The organism is Halorubrum marinum (assembly GCF_048381195.1).
Taxonomy (GTDB): Archaea; Halobacteriota; Halobacteria; order Halobacteriales; family Haloferacaceae; genus Halorubrum.
In genome coordinates, this window is the sequence record NZ_JBLWMM010000005.1 from 76,933 (window position 1) to 95,363 (window position 18,431).

Below are 18,431 nucleotides of genomic sequence, written 5' to 3' on the forward strand. Positions count from 1 at the left end.
CGTCTTCAACTCCGACGACTACCAGCACGTCATCGGCGTAGTCGGGTACAACCATGTCGTGCGCGCTCCATCCCGACACCCATTACCGCTCGGAGTCGCTTGAACAGGTATGGCCTCGGAGTCGTGTGACGTCTGCGAGCGGTCCGTCAGGATCGCCGGCGGGATCGGCGACCTGTGGAACTTCGCGTTCGAGTCGACGCAGGGGATGACCTTGGAGCTGACCGACGGCTCCGAGTTCTTCCTCTGTTTCGACTGCATGGAGAACCTCCCCGACGACACCGAGCCGACGGAACAGGACGTGCGCGACCTCCGCGAGCGGACCGACCCCGTCGAAGGCGGCCGCGACCATTTCTGGCACTGGAACTGAGACGCGTTAGAGTGGTGCGTTTTTGCAGTCACTCGCTTATAAGTACCTGATGACGGGTCGAGGGCGAACCACTCCAAAGCCCCAGTCGCGACGACTCGCGCGGCTCGCTGTCGTTCGAGACGCCAAAGGCGTCTCGTGATGTTGGCAGAACGCAGAGCGTTCTGACTGCTAGCCAGAAACCTCCGATTTCTGGCGATGACGAGAGAGCAGAGCTCTCTCGAACCACGGTCCTCAGTCACTCGTTCCCTGCGGTCCTTGCTTCGCCGTGCTTCGTCCCTCCGGGAGACTCGTCTCCCGTGCCCACCCACCACGCCGCTTTTTGGCCCTATCATAACGACCATACCCGTTCGCCTCCCAGTGCGATCCAACAGGTGGATCCCGTGACGGAACAACGCGAATACCGAGACGACTACGACGACAAGACGCTGTACATCCCCGGCCCGACGGAGGTCCGCGAGGACGTGATCGAGGCGATGACGGAGTCGCCGTTCGGACACCGGATGGACCGGATGACCGACTTATATACGACCATCGTCGAGGACACGAAGGAGTTCCTCGGCACCGACAACGACGTGGTCATCCTCACGGCCTCCGGCACGGAGTTCTGGGAGGCGTCGACGCTGAACCTCGTCGACGAGGACATCCTCGTCCCGACCTGCGGGAGCTTCAGCGAGCGCCACGCCAACGTCGCCGAGCGCCTCGGCAAGAACGTCGATCGGCTGGAGTACGAGTGGGGCGACGCCGTCAAGCCCGAGGACGTCCGCGACGCGCTCGAATCCAGCGACAAAGACTACGACGTGGTCGCGACCGTGATGAACGAGAGCTCGACCGGCGTCCGCAACCCCATCGAGGAGATCGGCGACGTGGTCGCGGAGTACCCGGACACCTACTTCGTCGTCGACGCCGTCTCCTCGCTCGGCGGCGACTACGTCGACATCGACGAACACGACATCGACGTCATCTTCGCGTCGACCCAGAAGGCGTTCGCGATGCCGCCGGGACTCGCGGTCTGCGTCGTCAGCCAGGACGCGTACGACCGCGAGGTCGAGAAGGGAACCTCCTCGTGGTACGGCGGCTTCCGTCGCTGTATCGACTACTACGACCGGAAGGGCCAGACTCACTCGACGCCCGCGATCCCGATCATGTTAGCGTACCGCAAGCAGATGAAGCGCATGCTGGACGAGGGTCACGCGGCCCGCGACGAGCGCCACCGCGAGATGATGGAGTACGTCCACGACTGGGCCGACGAGCACTTCGCGATGTTCCCCGAGGAGGGGTACGAGTCGCAGACGGTCGCCTGCATCGAGAACACGCAGGGGATCGACGTCGCCGCAACTATCGATCAGGTGAGCGAGGAGTACGACATGGCCTTCTCGAACGGCTACGGCTCGCAGCTCGGCGAGAAAACCTTCCGGATCGGCCACATGGGCGAACACACCGTCGAGAGCATCGAAGCATTGACCGACGCGATCGAAGACGTCGCGGACTTATAAACGGGCGATCGCGACATCGCTTCGGCACAACGCTCTTTATCGGTCCCTCGGTGCACGGGCGTATGGACCCCGACGCCCTCCGCGAGGCCCTCAAACGCTGGACCGACAACGAGGTGATCGACGAGTCGGCGGCCGACCGGATCCGGCAGTTCGAATCGATTGAAGCGGCGAACGGCGGTGATGTGTCCACCACCGACGCGTCCATCACCGACACCTCCACCACTACCGACGCGTCCACCACAGATTCGTCGACCGTCAGCGGAATCCTCGGCGACCGCCGACTCATCGTCGCCCTCGCGCTGATGGGCGGCGTGCTCGTCGCGATCGGGACCACGGCGTTTCTCCTCGAACGCTGGGACTCGATTCCGCGTGCGATTCGCGCCGTGGCCGTGCTTGCGGTTCCCGTCGCGGCCGCGCTCGCCGGGAATCGGCTGCGAGCGGCGTCGCCCCTGACCGGCCACGGACTGTGGCTGCTCGCGGCGCTTTTCACCGGCGTCACCGCGTTCCAACTCGCCGAACTCGCCGGTGTCGACGTCGATACACTTGAACCGTGGCTCCTGCTCGCGTGGACAGCAGTCGTGCTCGCGATTGCAGTCGGACTCGACTCGCGGCCGATCACGGCGGTCGCTGGCGTGCTCGGTGCCGCGACGCTCGTCAGCGGCGTGACCGGCAATCCGTTCCTCCTCGTCGGGTTTTACGGAGGGGTCCTCTACGCCGCCGGGCTGTTCGCGGCATCGGCCGGCGCGACGGGTGACGGTCACCCCGAGCCCGGAGCACCGTTCGGCGGAACCCTCCGCTGGGTCGGCGGGACGCTTGCGGCCGCGGTCGTCGCCGGGATCGGTGTCGCCGGCGATCCGCCGCCGATCACCGACGACCCCGGTACGGTCGCCGTCGCGGTCGTGGCGCTCGCCGCCGCTAGCGCCGCCGTTGTCCGGACGCGTATCTCCGGACGAACACTATCCTCGGCCTTCCCGGCGGTTGTCGCACCACTCGCGCTCGGAGTCGCGTGGGCGTTCGGTGCCCTCGCTGGACTCGGTCAGCTCGGGATCGCGGTCGTCGGTCTCGGATGTCTACTCGCTCTTCTCGTCGCGCTCGTGGCCGCGGCGGTCGGGCTGCGGGAGCCCGCGCTCGTCAACGTCGCGACGCTCGGCTTCCTCTTCGGCGTCGTCGCGATCCTCGTCGGGCCTCTCACAGACGCTATCTCGGGATCGCTGGCGCTCGTCGTGGCTGGACTCGCGCTGCTCGCCGCGGGTCTCGGCGCGGAACGCGGTCGACGCCGGCTGCTCTCGCGGATCGAGTGAACTATCTCCCATCTTGAACACACACGGCTATTCACGGCCCATTTCATCGGCGCGTTCGTTCTCAGCCGTCGTAGACGAACGTCGCGAAGTCGTTGTGCTGTCCGTCCGTCCCGAGGACGATCAGACTGTCTCCGGCCGCGAACGTGAACGCGTCGCCGACCGTCGAGTGAACTGTATCATCTCGCTCGACCGCGAGCAGCGTCACTCCGTACTCCTCAGTGAACGAGACCGTCCTCCGTTCGACACCGTCGAGCGGCGACCCCGAATCGACCGTGTACCAGTCGACGTACCTGCCCGACGACGATTCTTGGCCGAACTTCGTCGCGATCGGTTGATAGTACGCACCGACGAGAAAGAGCCCGAGTGTCCGCGCCTGCGTGTCGGAGAGCCTGAAAATCCGTTCGAACTCGTCCGATTCCTCGCTGTCGCGATAGTATATATCGCGTCGACCGTTCGTGTGTAACAGTGCCATCACCGTCTGGTGGTCGTCGACGTCGATCTCGTACCGCATCCCGACACCGGGGATGTCCCGTTCCCGAACTTCGAGTGGCATGCCCTCCACTGTTTTGGATACGATTTAACTATTTTGCCGAGTTGGGACTCGAAATGCCCGTTTCGTGACCGTACAGCACCTAACGCGTGCTCGCTCGCTCTTTTACGAGGTCGATCCGATACCGTCGGCCCCCCGACTGCGTCTCCTCGACGGCGACGACGACGAACGACGCCGCGCCGACGTCGATCATGTCGCCCGGCGAGAGCGGCCCATCGTCACCGGACTCCCCACGTCGTCGGCGGTTCTCCCGCGCCCGACGGTCGGTGTCGCCGACGACCTCGGGACCGACGCTGATCGTCCCGCGTTCGGCCGCGATCGCACGGCTCCAGAACGCGTCCGAGGGCGGCCGCGGCCCCACGCGCTCGACCAACTCGGCTCTCGTCAGTCGCTTCATACCCTCACGCTTACAGCCAGAGTAGTTGGGCGTGCCGGGTCTCGTCGAACTCCAACACGGTCTCCTCGTCGACGAGCCCGGCCTCGACGGCGACGCCGACGGCCTCGGTGCCGACGATGTTGGCGACCTGCGCGCGGTGCAGCCCGGCGATGACATCCTCTGGGCTCGCCTCGACGGCCTCCTCGCCGCCGTAAAACTCCTCGCTGACGGTGATCCGCACCTGCCCGTTGTCGTACGTCTCGCCGAGGCAGTCGGCGTCGCAGACGGAGACGAGCAGACCCTCGGGCGTCTCGCGCTCGCGGAGCAGCATCTAAAACCCCTCGGGGCCCTCGCCTTGGAGCTCGCGCTCCGGTTCGGACGCGGGGGCCTCGCGGCCGCCCGCTCCCGGTCGTCCGCCGCCGCCGCCCTGCGGTCCGCGGCCTCGCCGCCCGCCGTTCTGCCCCGTCCCGCCTTGGCCCATCCCGCCCTGTCCGGTCTGCTCGTCGACCATCTGCCCCTCCGCCTCGCGCCGGATCTCGTCGGCGCGGTCGGCGACTTCCTCGGCCTGTTCGTGCTCGCCCGCCTCTTCGAGCGCCCGGGCCTTCTCTTCGAGGACGCCCGCGCTCCGGTAGCCGAGGCGGATCGCGTTGTCGAAGCAGGTCACGGCGTCCTCGGCGAGTCCTCGCTCGACGAGGAGGAACCCGCGGTTGTACCACGCTTCGGCGAAGCGCGGGTCGATCTCGACGGCGCGCTCGGCGTGTTCGAGCGCCTGTTCGGTCTGGCCGAACTCCCAGAGCGCGTACGCGAGGTTGGTCTCGGCGGTCGCGGCGTGCTCGGAGTCGCCGTCGATCCGCAGCGCCTCCTCGTACGCGCCGATCGCCTGGTCGAACTCCTCTAACTCCGCGTGGGCCGCTCCCTTGTTCACCCACGCTTCCTGTGCCTCCAGCGAGTCCTCCTCGGCGAACTGGGCGGCGCGCTCGAACGTCTCCGTCGCCTCCTCGAAGCGGTTGATCCCCATGTACGAGAGCCCCACGTCGATGAGACGCTCCACGTCGATGGCGTCGCTCTCGACGTTGCGCTTGTCGAGGATATCGGTGAGAACCCGGGAATCGACGGGGTCGACCGTGTTCGGGTCGGCGTCGATCTCCTCGGGGTCGAGGGTGAACTCCTCGTAGCTGGCGTCGACGCCCTGCCCGGCGGAGAACTCGTGGCGGTCGTCGTCGCGTTTCTCAGTCATATACCGTGTTTTGACGGTCACGACGCGTAAGGGTTGCGTCAGCGATCGGAGGGGACGCGACGATCGCCTCGTATTGTCAGGCGATCATCTCGTATTGTCAGGCGATCATCTCGTATTGTCAGGCGATCTTCTCGTATTGTCAGGCGATCTTCTCGTACTGCTCGGAGAGCTTCTCGGCGGCCTCGTCGAGCAGATCCGACTCGTACTCGTCAAGTTCCCACTCGACGACCTCCTCGACGCCGTTCGAGCCGAGCTTCGCGGGGACGCCGAAGGCGGTGTCGTCGTAGCCGTACTCACCGTCGAGTACGACGGAACAGGGGAGCACCTCGCCGGTGTCGTTCAGGACGGCTTCGACCGTGTGCGCGACGCCGGTGGCGGGACCCCACTGCGTGGCGCCCTTCCGGCTGATCACGTCCATCGCCGACTCCTGGAGGTCCGCGAGGATCTCCTCGCGCTCCTCGTCGTCGAACGTCGGGTCGCGGCCGTCAACGCGCACCTTCGAGAAGGCGGGCGCCTGCGCGTCGCCGTGCTCGCCGAGGATCGTCGCCTCGACGTTCTTCACGGGCGCGTCGAAGCGCTGGGAGAGGACGTAGCGGAAGCGCGCGGAGTCGAGCCGCCCGCCGAAGCCGATCACCTTGTGGCGGTCGCGGTCGCCCGCCTCGTACAGGTGACGGTTGAGGAGGTCGACCGGGTTCGAGGTGGTGACGGTGACGAAGTCGTCGTTGTGCTCGGCCAGCGACGAGCCGATGTCCTCCATGATCGGCGCGTTGTCGCCCGCCAGATCGATCCGGGTCTGCCCCTCCTGTCGCGGAATTCCCGCCGTGATGACGACGACGTCCGAACCCGCGGTGTCCGCGTACTCGCCCTGTCGGACGGTCGTGTTCGAGTCGTAGGCGACGCCGTGGTTCGTGTCGGCGGCCTGCCCGATCGTCGTCTCGCGCTGGTCCGGAATGTCGACGAAGACGAGCTCGTCGACCACGTCGCGCAACGCGAGGTTGTAGCCCGCCGCGGCTCCGACGGTCCCCGCCGCACCGATGACACTGACTTTTGTCATACGATCTAGATCCGCGACCGGACGGCGAGTAAACGTTTCGGAACCCCACAAACGTATATAAACGATCCGGCGTGTCGCGTCGCATCGCGAAAACCATAACTCCACTCACGACGCAGGTGCGTCCAGTGCCGACGTTCCGCTACCCGTGCCCCGGCTGTCGGACGACCAACAGCCTGCACGACGCCGACTGCGAGTTCGAGGGCGTGAGCTGGCCGGCCATCGAGAAGGCGTACACCGACCTACTGACGGTCCTCACCGCCGAGCGCGACGGTATGGCCGAGTCAACGCTCCGCGAGGCGGTCCACGGCGAGTGGAGCGGGCTTCACAAGGCCGCGCTGGGAGCGCTCGAACGCGAGCAGCGCGTTGTCGAGGACGGGGACCGACTCCGACTGCTCACCGCCGCGGAGTTCAAAGAGCTCGTCTCGGAGCCGACTCGCGACCCGATGCGGACCGTTTACGAGCACGGCTCCGTCCCCGGCTGTCACGACAACGCCGTCTTCGCGATGATCGCGTGGTACGAGATGGTCGGGCTCTCGTGGCCCGAAACCCGTGAGAACGTGATCGAGTGGCTCCGCGAGTCGGGCGCGTGGGACCGCGGCGGCTTCGAGGAGTCCTCGCCCGCGGAGCTCGTCGACTCGAAACGCCACGTGTACGACGAGGGGTACGGCTGGAAAGAGAAGGGACAGTCAGCGAAACGCGTCATCGAACGCCATCGGTGAACGCGGCACCGAACGCCATCGGCGAACGTCGCGTGCGCAGGCGGCGTCGCCCGATATTTAAGCCCGCTCGCGCCGTCTCTCCGCCGTGACACACCCGGAAGCGGGCGCGGCGTCCGTCGACGACGGGCTGCCCCTCGTCGCTGGCGAGGGCCCTCCGAGTGAGGGTGACGAGCCGTCTCCCGCTGTCGCCAACCCTCGCCGCGCGCTCGCCGTCGTGATCGGCGTCGTGTTCATCGATCTCGTCGGCTTCGGGATCGTGATCCCGATCCTGCCCTTTTACGTCCGCTCGTTCGGCGTCAGCGACGCCTTTATCGGGCTGCTTGCGGCGTCCTACTCGCTCGCGCAGTTCCTCGCCGCTCCGACGCTCGGCCGGCTCTCGGACCGGATCGGTCGCCGCCCCGTCCTGCTCGCGTCGCTCGCGGCCGCCGGCGTCGCGTGGGTCGCGTTCGGCTACGCCGGCGAGTCGGGGGCGCGCTTCGGGACGACCGCGGCCCTCGTGACGCTGTTCGCGTCGCGGACGTTCGCGGGAGCCATGGGCGGAAACATCGCGGCCGCACAGGCGTACGTCGCCGACATCACCCCGCGCGATCGACGAGCGGGCGCGCTCGGACTCGTCGGTGCCGCGTTCGCGCTCGGGTTCGTCTTCGGTCCCGCGATCGGCGGGCTTCTCGCCGCCGACCCGGTCGTCGCTCGCGCCGACGCGCTCTTCCCGGCGTTCGTCCCCGCCACCCCGTACTCGTTGCCGAGCTTCGCCGCCGCAGGGATGAGCTTCCTCGCCGTCGCCGTCGGATTCGTTTACTTGGAGGAACCCAACCGGACGCGCCCCGTCGCGGACGCCACCACGGACACCCCGGACGGCGCCGCGGACGCCATCACGGACACCCCGGCCGCCGCCGCGGCCTCGCCGATCCCACCGCGCACGACCCTCGTCGGGCAGTTCCGCGAGGCCCTCTCCTCGGCCGCGCTCCGGCCGCTCACGGTCGCGTACTTCGTCGTCGCCGTCGCGTTCGCCGGGGTGCAGGTGATGTTCATCCCGTACGTCGCGGACGCCTTCGGGTACGACGCGACCGCGGCCGCGCTGCTCTTAACGTACGTCGGCGTCCTCGGCGCGATCAACCAGGGCGTGCTCGTCGGGCGGCTCTCGCGGGTGGTCCCCTCGCGAACCCTCGTCGCCGGCGGTGCCGTGGTCCTCGCCGGCGCGCTCGTCGCGATCCCCGCCACGGGCGTCGTCGACCGCGTCGCCGGGGACGTCGCCGTCGGCGGTCCAGCGTGGTTCACACTCCCGCTGGTCGCGCTGCTCGTCGCCCTCGCTGCGCTCTCGCTGGGGAACGCCCTCGTGAACGTCTCGCTGGCGACGCTCGTCTCGGCGTCCGCGACCGACGCCGAACAGGGCTCGGCCTTCGGCGTCACGCAGGGCGCGTCGAGCCTCGGCCGGACCGTCGGGCCACCGCTGATGGCGGTGTTGTACACGGTTGCGGTCGCCGCCCCGTTCCTCCTCGGCGCACTGTTGCTCGTGCCCGTCGCAATCGCGTTCGCGCGCCGGAACGATCGGACCGCGTGACGCCCGGGAACCGCGAGCCCCGACCGGGTGGTCGCGACAGGTTTACGCCGCGCGTCTCCGTCGTCCCTCCCACATGGTCCTCGACGCCGTTCCCGCGTGGCCCGCGGTCGGCTCCCTCGCCGGCGGGGCGGGCGCGCTCGGGCTCGCGTGGGCGATCCGCGAACACCGCGGACGGCCCGGCGTCGACTGGTTTTTCGGCGTCTTCGCCGCGCAGGCCGTCTGGTGTCTCTCCTACGGGACCGGGCTTCTCGTCACCGACCCGACGGTCCGCGCCGCACTAGAGGCAGCGACGTGGCTGGGGATCGTCTGGACGGGAATCGCCTTCCTCGGCTTCGCGCTGGAGTACACCGGCCGCGGCGACGTGGTCCGGAGCCGTCTGTTCGCGGTGGTCGTCGGATTCGGCCTCCTCTCGACGCTCGTCCTCGCGACGAACTCGCTCCACGGCGCGGTCTGGACCGAGTTCCGGCTTGACCCCGTGTTCGGCGTCACGACCGTCTCGTACGCGTTCGGCCCGTGGGCGTACCTCGTCGTCGCCGTGGAGACGGTGCTCGTCGCGAGCGCGGTGTTCCTCTTGGTCGACACGCTGCTCAGCTACGGGCCGCTGTACCGACGCGAGAGCGCTGCGGTCGCCCTGAGCTCGCTGCCGCCGGGGTTCGCGCTCGTCGCGTGGACGCTCGAAATCGGTCCGGTCCCGCAGCTCCAGCTCGCGCCGCTCATGTTCGTCCCGCACGTCCTGCTCGACGCGTACGCCTTCAACCGCGCGGAGATGTTCGATCGGTATCCGACGACCAGCCGCGCCGCCGAGCGCACCGCGATCGACGACCTCGCCGACCCCATCGTCGCGCTCGCGCTCGACCGCCGTGTCGTTCGGCTCAATCCCGCCGCCGAATCGCTGTTAGGCGTCGACGCCGAAACCGCGAGAGACCGCCCGCTCGACGCGTTCGTGACCGTTCCCGGCCTCGACGATGACGCACCTGATACCGCCGAATCGGACGGGGGCAAGCGCCGCGGCGACGGGGGGGACCGTCACGGCAACGGGAGGGACCGCCACGGCGACGGGGCCCGCGAGACGATCGCGGTCGGCGACGGCGCCGCTCGCCGCACGTACGCGGTGTCGACCTCGCCGCTGACCGACCCGAACGGCACGCACGTCGGCGACACCGTCGTCTTCTCCGACGTCACCGAGCGAGAGCGCCGTCGCCAGCAGCTGGAGGTGCTCAACCGCATCCTGCGGCACAACCTCCGGAACGACGCGGGGGTCGTCCACGGCTACGGCGAGCTGCTCGTCGAGCGGCTCGACGACCCCGAACTAGTGCAGATGGCCGACGCGATCGAGCGCCGGGCGGGCGCGTTGGCCGCGCTCGGCGAGAAGGCCGGAACCGTCGAACGACTGGTCGGTGACGCCGAGCCGAGCGCGGTCGCGGTCGACGACCTCGTCACGTCGGTCGTCGCCGACGCTCGGGGGCGTGAGCCCGATGCAGTCGTCGAACTGGCGATCGAGGGCGACAGGGTCGGCGACAACGACGGAGACGTTTCCGACGACGGTGGCGACGCCCGGTGGACGACCCGACTCCGGAGCGACGCCCTCCGGGCCGTCGTCGAGAACACCGTCGAGAACGCCCTCGATCACCACGACGGCGAGGGCACCGAGCGCGGGAACGGCGGCTCGTGGGTGCGGGTGTCTCTCGCCCGATCAGACGGCGGAGACGGGGAACCCGACGGCGACGGCGAAACCGCCCGCTTCGTCCTCACCGTCGCCGACGACGGACCGGGGATCCCCGACCACGAGACCGATGCCGTCGAGTCAGGCAGAGAGACGGCGCTCGAACACGGCTCCGGGCTCGGGCTGTGGGTCGTCGCGTGGGGCGCGGACGCGATCGGTGCCGAGATCGAGTACACCGAGCGCGAGCCGCGCGGGACGACGGTGACGGTGTCGGTTCCGCTCGCCGAGGAGCGGTAGTCGTTACGGTCGATCGAATGCGTTTGAAAACAGCGGTAACACGGAGTGTTCGGCCGTTTCAGTCGCTCTGAATGCGGGGTGCTAGCATGAACGTAACCTGTCCGAGCCCTTCAGCGAACCCGTAGTGGAGTTTGACGGGGAACTCCTCGCCGAGCTCGATCGTGACCTCGGCGTCGGAGGCGATCGCCTTGTTCATGTCCTTGAGGTAGTCGAGGCTGAACAGCGAGTCGGCCGGGCCGGCGGTGAGCGCGATGAGGTCCTCGCGGGTCAGTTTGAGGTCGACGTCGTCGGTGTCGCCCTCGGCCTCGATATAAAAGGCCTCGTCGGCCTCGTCAACGCGAAGTCGGATGTGGTCGGAGACCATGTCGGCGGCCTTGATCCCGCGGTCGATCTGGGCGCCCTCGACGACGATCTCGGCGGCGAGATCGAGGTCCGGGATGTCCGGCTCCTGTCGGATCGAGTCCGGGTCGATGAGCGCGAGGGTGTACGAGAGGCCGTCGATCTCGATGTGGAGCTTGCGGGTCTCCTCGTCGAGTTCGAGGTGGATCAGGTCGCCGGAGTTCGCCATCCCGGCGATGTCCTCGAGGCGGGCGAGGTTGACGCCGATGACGCCGCCATCGGCCTCGTACGACTCGAACGCCGCAGCTTCGAGGGTGAGATCGACCATGCCGACGTTGGCGGGGTCGACGGCGCGGATCGAGAGCTCCTCCTCGTTCAGGCGGATCTTACACTCGTCGACCAGCACGCTCACCGAATCGAGCGCGTCCTGAAACGTCGACGCGCCCACGATGGCCTTGAACATATACGTTCGGCTACGGCGGTATCACCTAAAAAGCCACCCAATCGGCTCGCAGGGAAACGCTCAAAACGACCGGATCAGACGGGCGATTACGGTCGCGAGCGTCACCACGGCTCGCCACAGTCGGAGCCGTTCGAGCCGGTACGCGAGGGGCTCGTGGTCGGGGTCGTCGTCAAGGTCGTCGTCGAGGTCGTCATCGAGGCCGTCGTCGATGCTGTCTTCCGGCGGTGGGTCGTCGTCGTGCGACCGCGGTCGATCGACGAGGTCGACCTCGTCGACACCCTCGGCATCGGTATCCTCGACGTCGCCACCCCCGGTATCGATACCGTCGGCTCTCGCGGCGCATGGATCGTCGGTCATGGGTGAGATACGGCCGGCTGACGGGCCGCATACGACGATACGAGGTTAATTAATAAGTATCTGAGCCGAATGCAAGGTGGAACTGAAAGTCGTGGTCAGATCAGCGGCTCGACGATCTCGCGCCCCTCGGCGAGTAAGTCGGTGACGGCCTCGTCGCTGTCGGCCTCGGCGTACACGCGGAGCATCGGCTCGGTTCCGGAGGGCCGGACGAGGAGCCACGAGCCGTTCTCCAAGAGGAGCTTGAACCCGTCGAGGGTGACGACCTTGGCGACCGCGTGGCCGTTCACTGATTCGGGGATATGATCCTCCAGTTCGGCGAGCACGCCCGCCTTCCGGTTGTCGGGGCAGTCGAGAGACACCTTCCCCGCCGCGATGTGGCCGTGCTCGTCGAGCAGGCGGTCAACGCGGTCGTCGAACGGCTCCGCGGCGTGCGTGCCCGCGGCGAGCAGCGCCATCAACACGCCGTCCTTCTCCCGGACGTGGCCGCGGAGGGTGAACCCGCCCGACTCCTCGCCGCCGAACAGGGCGTCGTGTTCGCCCATCGCTTCCGCGACCCACTTGAATCCGACCGGCGTCTCGTACACCTCCTGGCCGTGCGCCTCCGCGATGCGGTCCACGAGGAACGTGGTCGAGACGGTGCGGACGGCCGGTCCGGCGTCCGATTCGAGCAGCCGGTCGTAGCAGGCGGCGTAAAACAGGTTGGCGTCGAGCACGCCGCGCTCGGGCGTGACGACCGCGATCCGGTCCGCGTCGCCGTCGTTCGCGACGCCCAGGTCCACGTCGCTGTCGGGGTCGGTGACGACGGTTGCCAGCTCGCCGAGGTGCTCCGCGCTCGGCTCGGGAGACTCGCCGCCGAAGGTCACGTCGCGGTCGCAGCGCAGCCGTCGGACCTCCGCGCCGGCGGACTCGAGGAGCGCGTCGGTGACGCCGCGGCCGCTGCCGTGCATCGCGTCGTACGCGACGGTGAGTCCGTCGAGGTCAGCGCCCACGAGGTCGCGTGCGGCCTCGGCGTGTGCGGCGACGAGATCGACCCGCGAAATATCGCCGCGTTCGGCCTCCGGGAGCAGGTCGGGCTCCGCGAGCCGCTCGACGATGTCCTCCGTCACGCCCGGGAGGGCGGGGGCGCCGTCGCTCGGGATGAACTTCACGCCGTTGTACTCCGGCGGGTTGTGCGAGGCGGTGACCATGCAGGCCCCGGCGAGCCCGCGGTCGACGATCGCGTAGGCGATCACCGGCGTGGGGGCGTCGCGCTCGGGAAGCACCACGTCGAAGCCGTTGCCCGCGAGCACCTCGGCGAGGCTCTCGGCGAACCCCTCGCTCGTTTCGCGGGCGTCGTAGCCGACCGCGACCGGCTCGTCGTGACCCGCCGCCGCGAGGTGGTCGGCGACCGCCTGCCCGACGATCCGGACGCGGTCGTCGGTGAAGGTATCGAGCGTCGCTCGCCAGCCGTCGGTTCCGAATGAGATCTGGTCCATGTCCCCACCCTCAACAGCCGAGATAATAAGGCCCGGTGTCGCTTACGAACCTTGCGTAGCGCGGTGGGCGGACGAGTCACCGAGCCGCGGCGGAACGCAAAGCGGCGGACGAACCACCGACAGACGCGCCGAATCGACACGTCGCGCTTTTGCACTCGGCCCGCGAAGCGATTCTATGACCCGAATCGTCGCGATATCCGGCAGCCGCCGGGACGGGAGCACGACGCGCGCCGCGCTTCGCGTCGCGCTCGACGCCGCGGTCGACGCCGGCGCCGACACGGACCTGATCGACCTGGGCGCGGTCGATCTCCCGCTGTATCACCCGAACGAGGACGTACAGGGCGACAGCGAAGGGTTGACACGACAGGTTCGCGAGGCGGACGGCGTCCTCGCCGGCACGCCGGTGTACCGCGGCTCCTACTCGTCGACGTTCAAGAACTTCCACGACTTCTGCGGCTCCGAGGAGTACGCAAACACCGCCGTCGGCCTGCTCGCGACCGCCGGCGGTGGCTCGTACGGTGGAACCCTCGAACACCTCCGGTCGACGTTCCGGAACGTCCACGCGTGGACCGTTCCGCACGAGGTCGGCATTCGCGGAGCCTCTTCCGCCATCGACGACGAGGGGCGTTTCCGCGACGACGACCTGCGAGAACGGACGGAGCGACTCGGACGGATCGTGGTCGAGCACGCGGAGCGACTCCGAGACTGAGAGGGCCTGAATCGGACGCTAGCGCCGTCGCTCAGGCGTGCGCCAGCTTGACGAACTCCTTCGCGGCCGTTCGCGTTCCCTTCGCGATGACGATGTCGCCGCCGCGGAGTTCGGTGTCGGCGTCGGCGACGAGCAGCCAGCCCTCTCCCGGTCTGCGGATCGCGATCACCGACATCGTCGCGTCGGCGTCCGGGAGCCCCCCCCTGACTGCGGTGCCGGCGAGCGCGCTCCCCGGCGCGACCTCGATGCGTGAGATGATCTCGTCGCTCTCCTGGACGGCGAGGCGAACGACGGGGTGAACGTCGATGTTACGCCGGACGCCCTCGCTGATGTCGAGCGCGGCGTCGCTGATCGCTTCGGTGCTGGTGCCGAGGTGGATCAGCCCGCGGAGGGCGACGGGGTCCTCCGCGTCGGCGGCCGCCTGCAGTACCCACGCCTCGAACCGAGACTGGAGTCCGTCGACCTCGACTTCGAGGTTCGAGACCTCCTCGGCGATCTCCGCGTCGTCGAACAGGACGCTGCTGTACGCCAGGTCGACGGCCAGCTCGGAGAGATTCTTCATGTGAACGATCGTGTCGACCGCTCGTTCGAGGTCGGCGATGGAGTCGGACTCGTCCACTGTCGGCTCGTACGCGTCGCCGGTCAGCGTCTCGTACACGTCGCCGACCGCGGAGTCCGGACCGCGGAGCAGCGCCACGTCGCCCGCGTGAATAGCCGTCTTCGGCCCGGGGTTGAGCAGCCAGTCGTCGCCGCGCCGCAGCGCGATCACGCGGACGCCGGTCTCGGACTCCAAGTCGATCTCTTTGAGGGTGCGGTCGGCATACGGGGACGATTCGGCGGCGACGCCTCGGAGGAGCGTCTCGACCGCCTCGGGGAGCGCCGCGCGCATGGCGTCCGGGAGACCGATCTCCTCTAACACGATCTTCGCGATGTCGCCGGCGGCGTCGCTGATCTGGTCGGTCGCCGAGACGATGTTCAACACGGGCGCCAGCTGTTCGGCGTCGGAGGGGTTCCGCGCGGACATGAGGAGGCTCATGTTCGCGCGCATCTCGAGGTAGTCCATCCGCCGCTCCAGCCGGAGTACCTCCATCGCCAGCTCCTCGTTACGATGTAACACGGCGGAGTACGAGAGGTCGATCAGCAGCTCGGCGGTGTCTTTCATCTCGACTAGTACGTCTTTGACGCTGACAGGCTCGTACTCGATCGGCGCCGCCGATGCCTCGCCCTCCGGGAAGTCCATGCCAGAACGGTCTCGCGGCGAGCACTAAAGCGTTCGCCGACGGCCCGGATCGGGGGAAGTTCACCGCCGATCGGTGTCGCAGTTCACCGCCGATCGGTGTCGCAGTTCACAGCCGATCGGTGTCGCCCTCGACGTAGGCGAGCGCCCGCGCCGCGAGCGTCGGTACCTGCGTCTCCATCTTCGGATAGAGCGCGTCGTCGCTGTCGTCGTTCAGGTGCCGTGCGAGGAACATCTCGCCGAGTGCGGCCATCTTGTAGGCGGCGAGCGCCCGGTAGAAGCGCTCGCCGGTGAACTCCCGTCCAGTCGAGGATTCGTAGCGCGCGACGAGTTCGTCGCGGGTGGGATAGCCGTCCCGCGCGGTGAACGTCGACATCAGCTCCGGCATCGCCGGGTCCGGATCGCCCTCGTCGTACCAGAACAGCAGCAGCCAGCCGAGGTCGGCGAGCGGATCGCCGAGCGTCGACAGCTCCCAGTCGAAGACGGCGACGACCTCCGGCGGGGTCCCGGGACCGTACATCACGTTGTCGAGCTTGAAGTCGCCGTGCACGAGCGTCTCGGAGTGGCTCTCGGGGACGTTGTCGGCGAGCCACTCGCCGACGGCGACGAGTTCGGGAACCTCCCGCACGGTCTCGGTCGTCTCGAACGCCCAGTCGAGCTGGGCGGTCCAGCGGTCGACCTGCCGGGCCGTGTACCCCGCTGGCCGACCGAACTCGCCGAGTCCGATCGACTCGTAGTCCACCGCGTGGATCGCCGCCAGCGTGTCGACGAGTTCGGCGCCGACCCGCTCGCGGGCGACCGGATCGGCGAACCGCTCCGGCTCCTCGTCTCGAAGCACGTCGCCCGCGGTCCGCTCCATGAGGTAGAAGTCGCTGCCGATGACGTCGTGGTCGTCGCAGGCGCGGAGGGTTCGCGGAACGGGGACGTCGGTATCGCCGAGTGCGTCGACGACGCGGTACTCTCGCAACACGTCGTGGGCGGTGTCGGCCGTCTCGCCGGGAGGCGGCCGCCGGATCACCAGTTCGCGATCGCCCCACGTCACGAACAGGGTCTCGTTGGAGTGACCCGCCGCGTGTCGCTCGACGCTGAACGAGTCGACCGGCCCGAGCTCCGCCGTCAGATACGACCCGAGCGCGTCGTCGTCGACCAATCGGTCGAGGTAGTCGGTGTCGCTCACGCTCGATCCGCCCCCTGCCGATGAGCGGTCGAACGAATTCCACCGCCATCGGCGTATTCGACTAACATTGTAAATTTTCTCTCGTTGGATAGGGGGTTATTTTCGGACGTAATAGCCTTTTGGGGGATGTTACCCGGAACCACTATTTACATTGCTAAGGAATAGGTTGCTATGGAGTACGACGACATCGGGCGCGGACCGGAGATCGCGGAAGCGGTGCGGGAGTTCGTCGACGAGACGGTGCTCCCGATCGAGCGCGAGTGGCTGGGGCGCGGGCCGATCCCCGACGCGGAGATCGAGGCGCTGCGGGACGCCGCACGGGATCGCGGGATCTACGCGCCGCAGGTCGCCGATGAGTACGGCGGCCTCGGCTTGGGCTTCCGCGAGATGCTACCGGTGTTCGAGGAGGCGGGCCGGAGCCTGCTCGGCCCGCTCGCGCTGCGGTGTGCGGCCCCCGACGAGGGCAACATGCACACCCTCGAGATCGCCGCGACGGACGCACAGAAGGAGCGCTGGCTCCGCCCGCTGGCGACCGGCGAGATCGACTCCGGGTTCGCGATGACGGAGCCCATACAAGGCGGCGGCTCCGATCCCAAAATGCTCGCGACGACCGCCGAGAAGGAAGACGGCGAGTGGGTCATCAACGGCCACAAGTGGTGGACGACCGGGGGCGTCGAGGCCGACCTCCTCCTCGTCTTCGCCCGTACCGACCAAGAGGCGCACCCGTACGCGGGCTGTTCCGTGATCCTCGTGCCCGCCGACGCCGAGGGCGTCGAGGTCGTCCGGAACATCCCGCACCTCGGCGAGGGGCTCGTCGGAACGACGCACGCCGAGATCCGGTTCGACGACGTGCGCGTCCCGACAGCGAACACGCTCGGCGAGGAGAACGAGGGGTTCACGCTCGTGCAGCAGCGGCTCGGTCCGGCCCGGCTCACGCACTGCATGCGGTACGCCGGGATGGCCGACCGCGCGCTCGACATCGCGACCGCGTACCTCTCGGAGCGCGAGGGGTTCGGTGAGCCGCTCTCGGAGAAACAGGGGCCGCGGTTCCGGATCGCCGACCGCCGGACCGAGCTCCACGCCGCCCGCACGATGGTCCGGCACGCCGCCGGGCGGATCGCGGACGGCCACGAGGCCCGAATCGGGGTCGCGATGGCGAAGACGTTCGCGGCGAACGTCGTCCAGGAGGCGATCGACGACGCGCTCCAGTTCTGCGGCGGCAACGGGATCGCCTACGACCTCCCGATCGCGCGGTTCCACGAGAACGTCAGGCAGTTCCGGCTCGTCGACGGCGCGGACGAGGTCCACCGACGGTCGATCGCCCGTGACGCGTTCGAGGACCCACCGACCGAGGAGCTGGAGGCGATTACGCGGTTCGGCGAGTTCGACTAAGTTGGCGTCAGCGGCGCGGCTCACTCGTCGTCGCCGTCCTCCTGAAACACCTCGAACAGCTCCGGATCGGTGCCGAACTTGAGCACGTTCGTCACGACGGAGTTGCGGAGGTTACTGACGAGCTCGCCGTACTCCTTGTAGAACTCGTGGATCCATTTCGACTCCTGTTCGCGGTCCTTGAACATCATGATGGTCTTCCACTGGTAGTCGCCGTCCGAGAGGAAGTACATGAACGTGTGACGGCTCGATCGGATGTGTTCGAGCGCGTCGCGCCAGTGCTCGTCGAACCCCTGCGGGTTGAATTGGAACTCGAACAGCGAGAAGAAGAGGTACTCCTCGTTGGGCACGAGCGCCTCGCGAAACACGCCGTCCTCGCGCATCCGTCGGATCGACTCGTTGACCGTAACGTGAGAGACGTCGATACCGTGTTCCTCCTCGAGGAGGTCACGGAGCCCACGGGAAGTGAGCTGCGGGTCGCGCGCGAGCTCTTGGAGGATGAGGGTGTCGCGCTCGGAGAGGTTCCAGTCGGGGATAGCCTGTTTCTCGGGCATTTCTCGGTGTAGGTGGACGCGACACGGTAATCAGTATTGGGGACGGTAACGACCGATCCCAACCCGCCGCCCTTTTGACCGGCTCCCGCCTACGACGCGACGATGAACGAACC

General features: G+C 68.0%; 19 protein-coding genes. 8 read left to right on the forward strand and 11 right to left on the reverse strand.

The window, feature by feature from the left end; genetic code table 11:
• The first annotated feature begins 109 nt into the window (after positions 1–109).
• The 3 genes from ACNSN4_RS08950 (at position 110) to ACNSN4_RS08960 (ending at position 3,161) form a co-directional block, all read left to right on the forward strand.
• On the forward strand, positions 110–367 hold the full coding sequence (locus ACNSN4_RS08950; protein WP_418285474.1) for a DUF7561 family protein: 258 nt from the start codon (positions 110–112) through the stop codon (positions 365–367).
• Positions 368–747: 380 nt separating this feature from the next.
• Positions 748–1,860 (forward strand): pyridoxal-phosphate-dependent aminotransferase family protein, encoded by a 1,113-nt coding sequence (locus ACNSN4_RS08955; RefSeq protein WP_418285475.1) that lies wholly within the window; start codon positions 748–750, stop codon positions 1,858–1,860.
• 62 nt (positions 1,861–1,922) lie between these two features.
• Positions 1,923–3,161: a DUF2157 domain-containing protein gene (locus ACNSN4_RS08960; protein ID WP_418285476.1), complete on the forward strand. Its 1,239-nt coding sequence runs from the start codon at positions 1,923–1,925 to the stop codon at positions 3,159–3,161.
• A gap of 61 nt (positions 3,162–3,222) precedes the next feature.
• On the opposite strand, the gene ACNSN4_RS08965 is transcribed toward ACNSN4_RS08960, so the two are convergent.
• The 5 genes from ACNSN4_RS08965 to mdh form a co-directional block, all read right to left on the reverse strand.
• On the reverse strand, positions 3,223–3,714 hold the full coding sequence (locus ACNSN4_RS08965) for a cation:proton antiporter regulatory subunit (RefSeq protein WP_418285477.1): 492 nt from the start codon (positions 3,712–3,714) through the stop codon (positions 3,223–3,225).
• 79 nt (positions 3,715–3,793) lie between these two features.
• Entirely contained in the window at positions 3,794–4,108 is a 315-nt protein-coding gene (locus tag ACNSN4_RS08970) for a hypothetical protein (protein WP_418285478.1), read from the reverse strand.
• A 10-nt stretch (positions 4,109–4,118) separates the two neighbouring features.
• Positions 4,119–4,418 carry a DUF424 domain-containing protein gene (locus tag ACNSN4_RS08975; protein WP_418285479.1) on the reverse strand — a complete coding sequence of 100 codons (300 nt, stop codon included), beginning with the start codon at positions 4,416–4,418 and terminating at the stop codon, positions 4,119–4,121.
• Entirely contained in the window at positions 4,419–5,324 is a 906-nt protein-coding gene (locus tag ACNSN4_RS08980) for a tetratricopeptide repeat protein (protein ID WP_418285480.1), read from the reverse strand.
• Between the two features lie 139 nt (positions 5,325–5,463).
• Positions 5,464–6,378: a malate dehydrogenase gene (gene mdh, locus ACNSN4_RS08985; RefSeq protein ID WP_418285481.1), complete on the reverse strand. Its 915-nt coding sequence runs from the start codon at positions 6,376–6,378 to the stop codon at positions 5,464–5,466.
• 125 nt (positions 6,379–6,503) lie between these two features.
• Between mdh and ACNSN4_RS08990 the strand changes: the two genes are divergently transcribed.
• The 3 genes from ACNSN4_RS08990 (at position 6,504) to ACNSN4_RS09000 (ending at position 10,618) form a co-directional block, all read left to right on the forward strand.
• Complete coding sequence (locus tag ACNSN4_RS08990; RefSeq protein WP_418285482.1) at positions 6,504–7,097, forward strand: DUF7474 family protein; 594 nt, start codon at positions 6,504–6,506, stop codon at positions 7,095–7,097.
• An 85-nt stretch (positions 7,098–7,182) separates the two neighbouring features.
• Entirely contained in the window at positions 7,183–8,658 is a 1,476-nt protein-coding gene (locus ACNSN4_RS08995) for an MFS transporter (RefSeq protein ID WP_418285483.1), read from the forward strand.
• Between the two features lie 73 nt (positions 8,659–8,731).
• Positions 8,732–10,618: a sensor histidine kinase gene (locus ACNSN4_RS09000; protein WP_418285484.1), complete on the forward strand. Its 1,887-nt coding sequence runs from the start codon at positions 8,732–8,734 to the stop codon at positions 10,616–10,618.
• A 58-nt stretch (positions 10,619–10,676) separates the two neighbouring features.
• Here ACNSN4_RS09000 and ACNSN4_RS09005 read toward each other — a convergent pair whose 3' ends face one another.
• The 3 genes from ACNSN4_RS09005 to ACNSN4_RS09015 form a co-directional block, all read right to left on the reverse strand.
• Positions 10,677–11,420, reverse strand: a complete 744-nt coding sequence (locus tag ACNSN4_RS09005; RefSeq protein ID WP_418285485.1) for a DNA polymerase sliding clamp — start codon at positions 11,418–11,420, stop codon at positions 10,677–10,679.
• Between the two features lie 60 nt (positions 11,421–11,480).
• The gene (locus ACNSN4_RS09010) at positions 11,481–11,777 is read right to left on the reverse strand and encodes a hypothetical protein (protein ID WP_418285486.1); all 297 of its coding nucleotides are present in this window, start codon (positions 11,775–11,777) and stop codon (positions 11,481–11,483) included.
• Between the two features lie 95 nt (positions 11,778–11,872).
• On the reverse strand, positions 11,873–13,252 hold the full coding sequence (locus tag ACNSN4_RS09015) for a phosphoglucomutase/phosphomannomutase family protein (protein ID WP_418285487.1): 1,380 nt from the start codon (positions 13,250–13,252) through the stop codon (positions 11,873–11,875).
• A 175-nt stretch (positions 13,253–13,427) separates the two neighbouring features.
• Between ACNSN4_RS09015 and ACNSN4_RS09020 the strand changes: the two genes are divergently transcribed.
• Positions 13,428–13,961 carry an NADPH-dependent FMN reductase gene (locus ACNSN4_RS09020; RefSeq protein WP_418285488.1) on the forward strand — a complete coding sequence of 178 codons (534 nt, stop codon included), beginning with the start codon at positions 13,428–13,430 and terminating at the stop codon, positions 13,959–13,961.
• A 31-nt stretch (positions 13,962–13,992) separates the two neighbouring features.
• Here the strand turns inward: ACNSN4_RS09020 and ACNSN4_RS09025 are convergent, their stop codons facing one another.
• Both ACNSN4_RS09025 and ACNSN4_RS09030 read right to left on the reverse strand, forming a co-directional pair.
• Positions 13,993–15,201, reverse strand: coding sequence for a potassium channel family protein (locus ACNSN4_RS09025; RefSeq protein WP_418285489.1), 1,209 nt, complete (start codon positions 15,199–15,201; stop codon positions 13,993–13,995).
• 106 nt (positions 15,202–15,307) lie between these two features.
• A complete protein-coding gene (locus tag ACNSN4_RS09030) occupies positions 15,308–16,375 on the reverse strand; it encodes a phosphotransferase family protein (protein WP_418285490.1) in 1,068 nt (355 codons plus the stop codon).
• 171 nt (positions 16,376–16,546) lie between these two features.
• Between ACNSN4_RS09030 and ACNSN4_RS09035 the strand changes: the two genes are divergently transcribed.
• Positions 16,547–17,767, forward strand: coding sequence for an acyl-CoA dehydrogenase family protein (locus ACNSN4_RS09035; protein WP_418285491.1), 1,221 nt, complete (start codon positions 16,547–16,549; stop codon positions 17,765–17,767).
• 20 nt (positions 17,768–17,787) lie between these two features.
• On the opposite strand, the gene ACNSN4_RS09040 is transcribed toward ACNSN4_RS09035, so the two are convergent.
• Entirely contained in the window at positions 17,788–18,318 is a 531-nt protein-coding gene (locus tag ACNSN4_RS09040) for a winged helix-turn-helix domain-containing protein (protein WP_418285492.1), read from the reverse strand.
• Between the last annotated feature and the right edge of the window lie 113 nt (positions 18,319–18,431).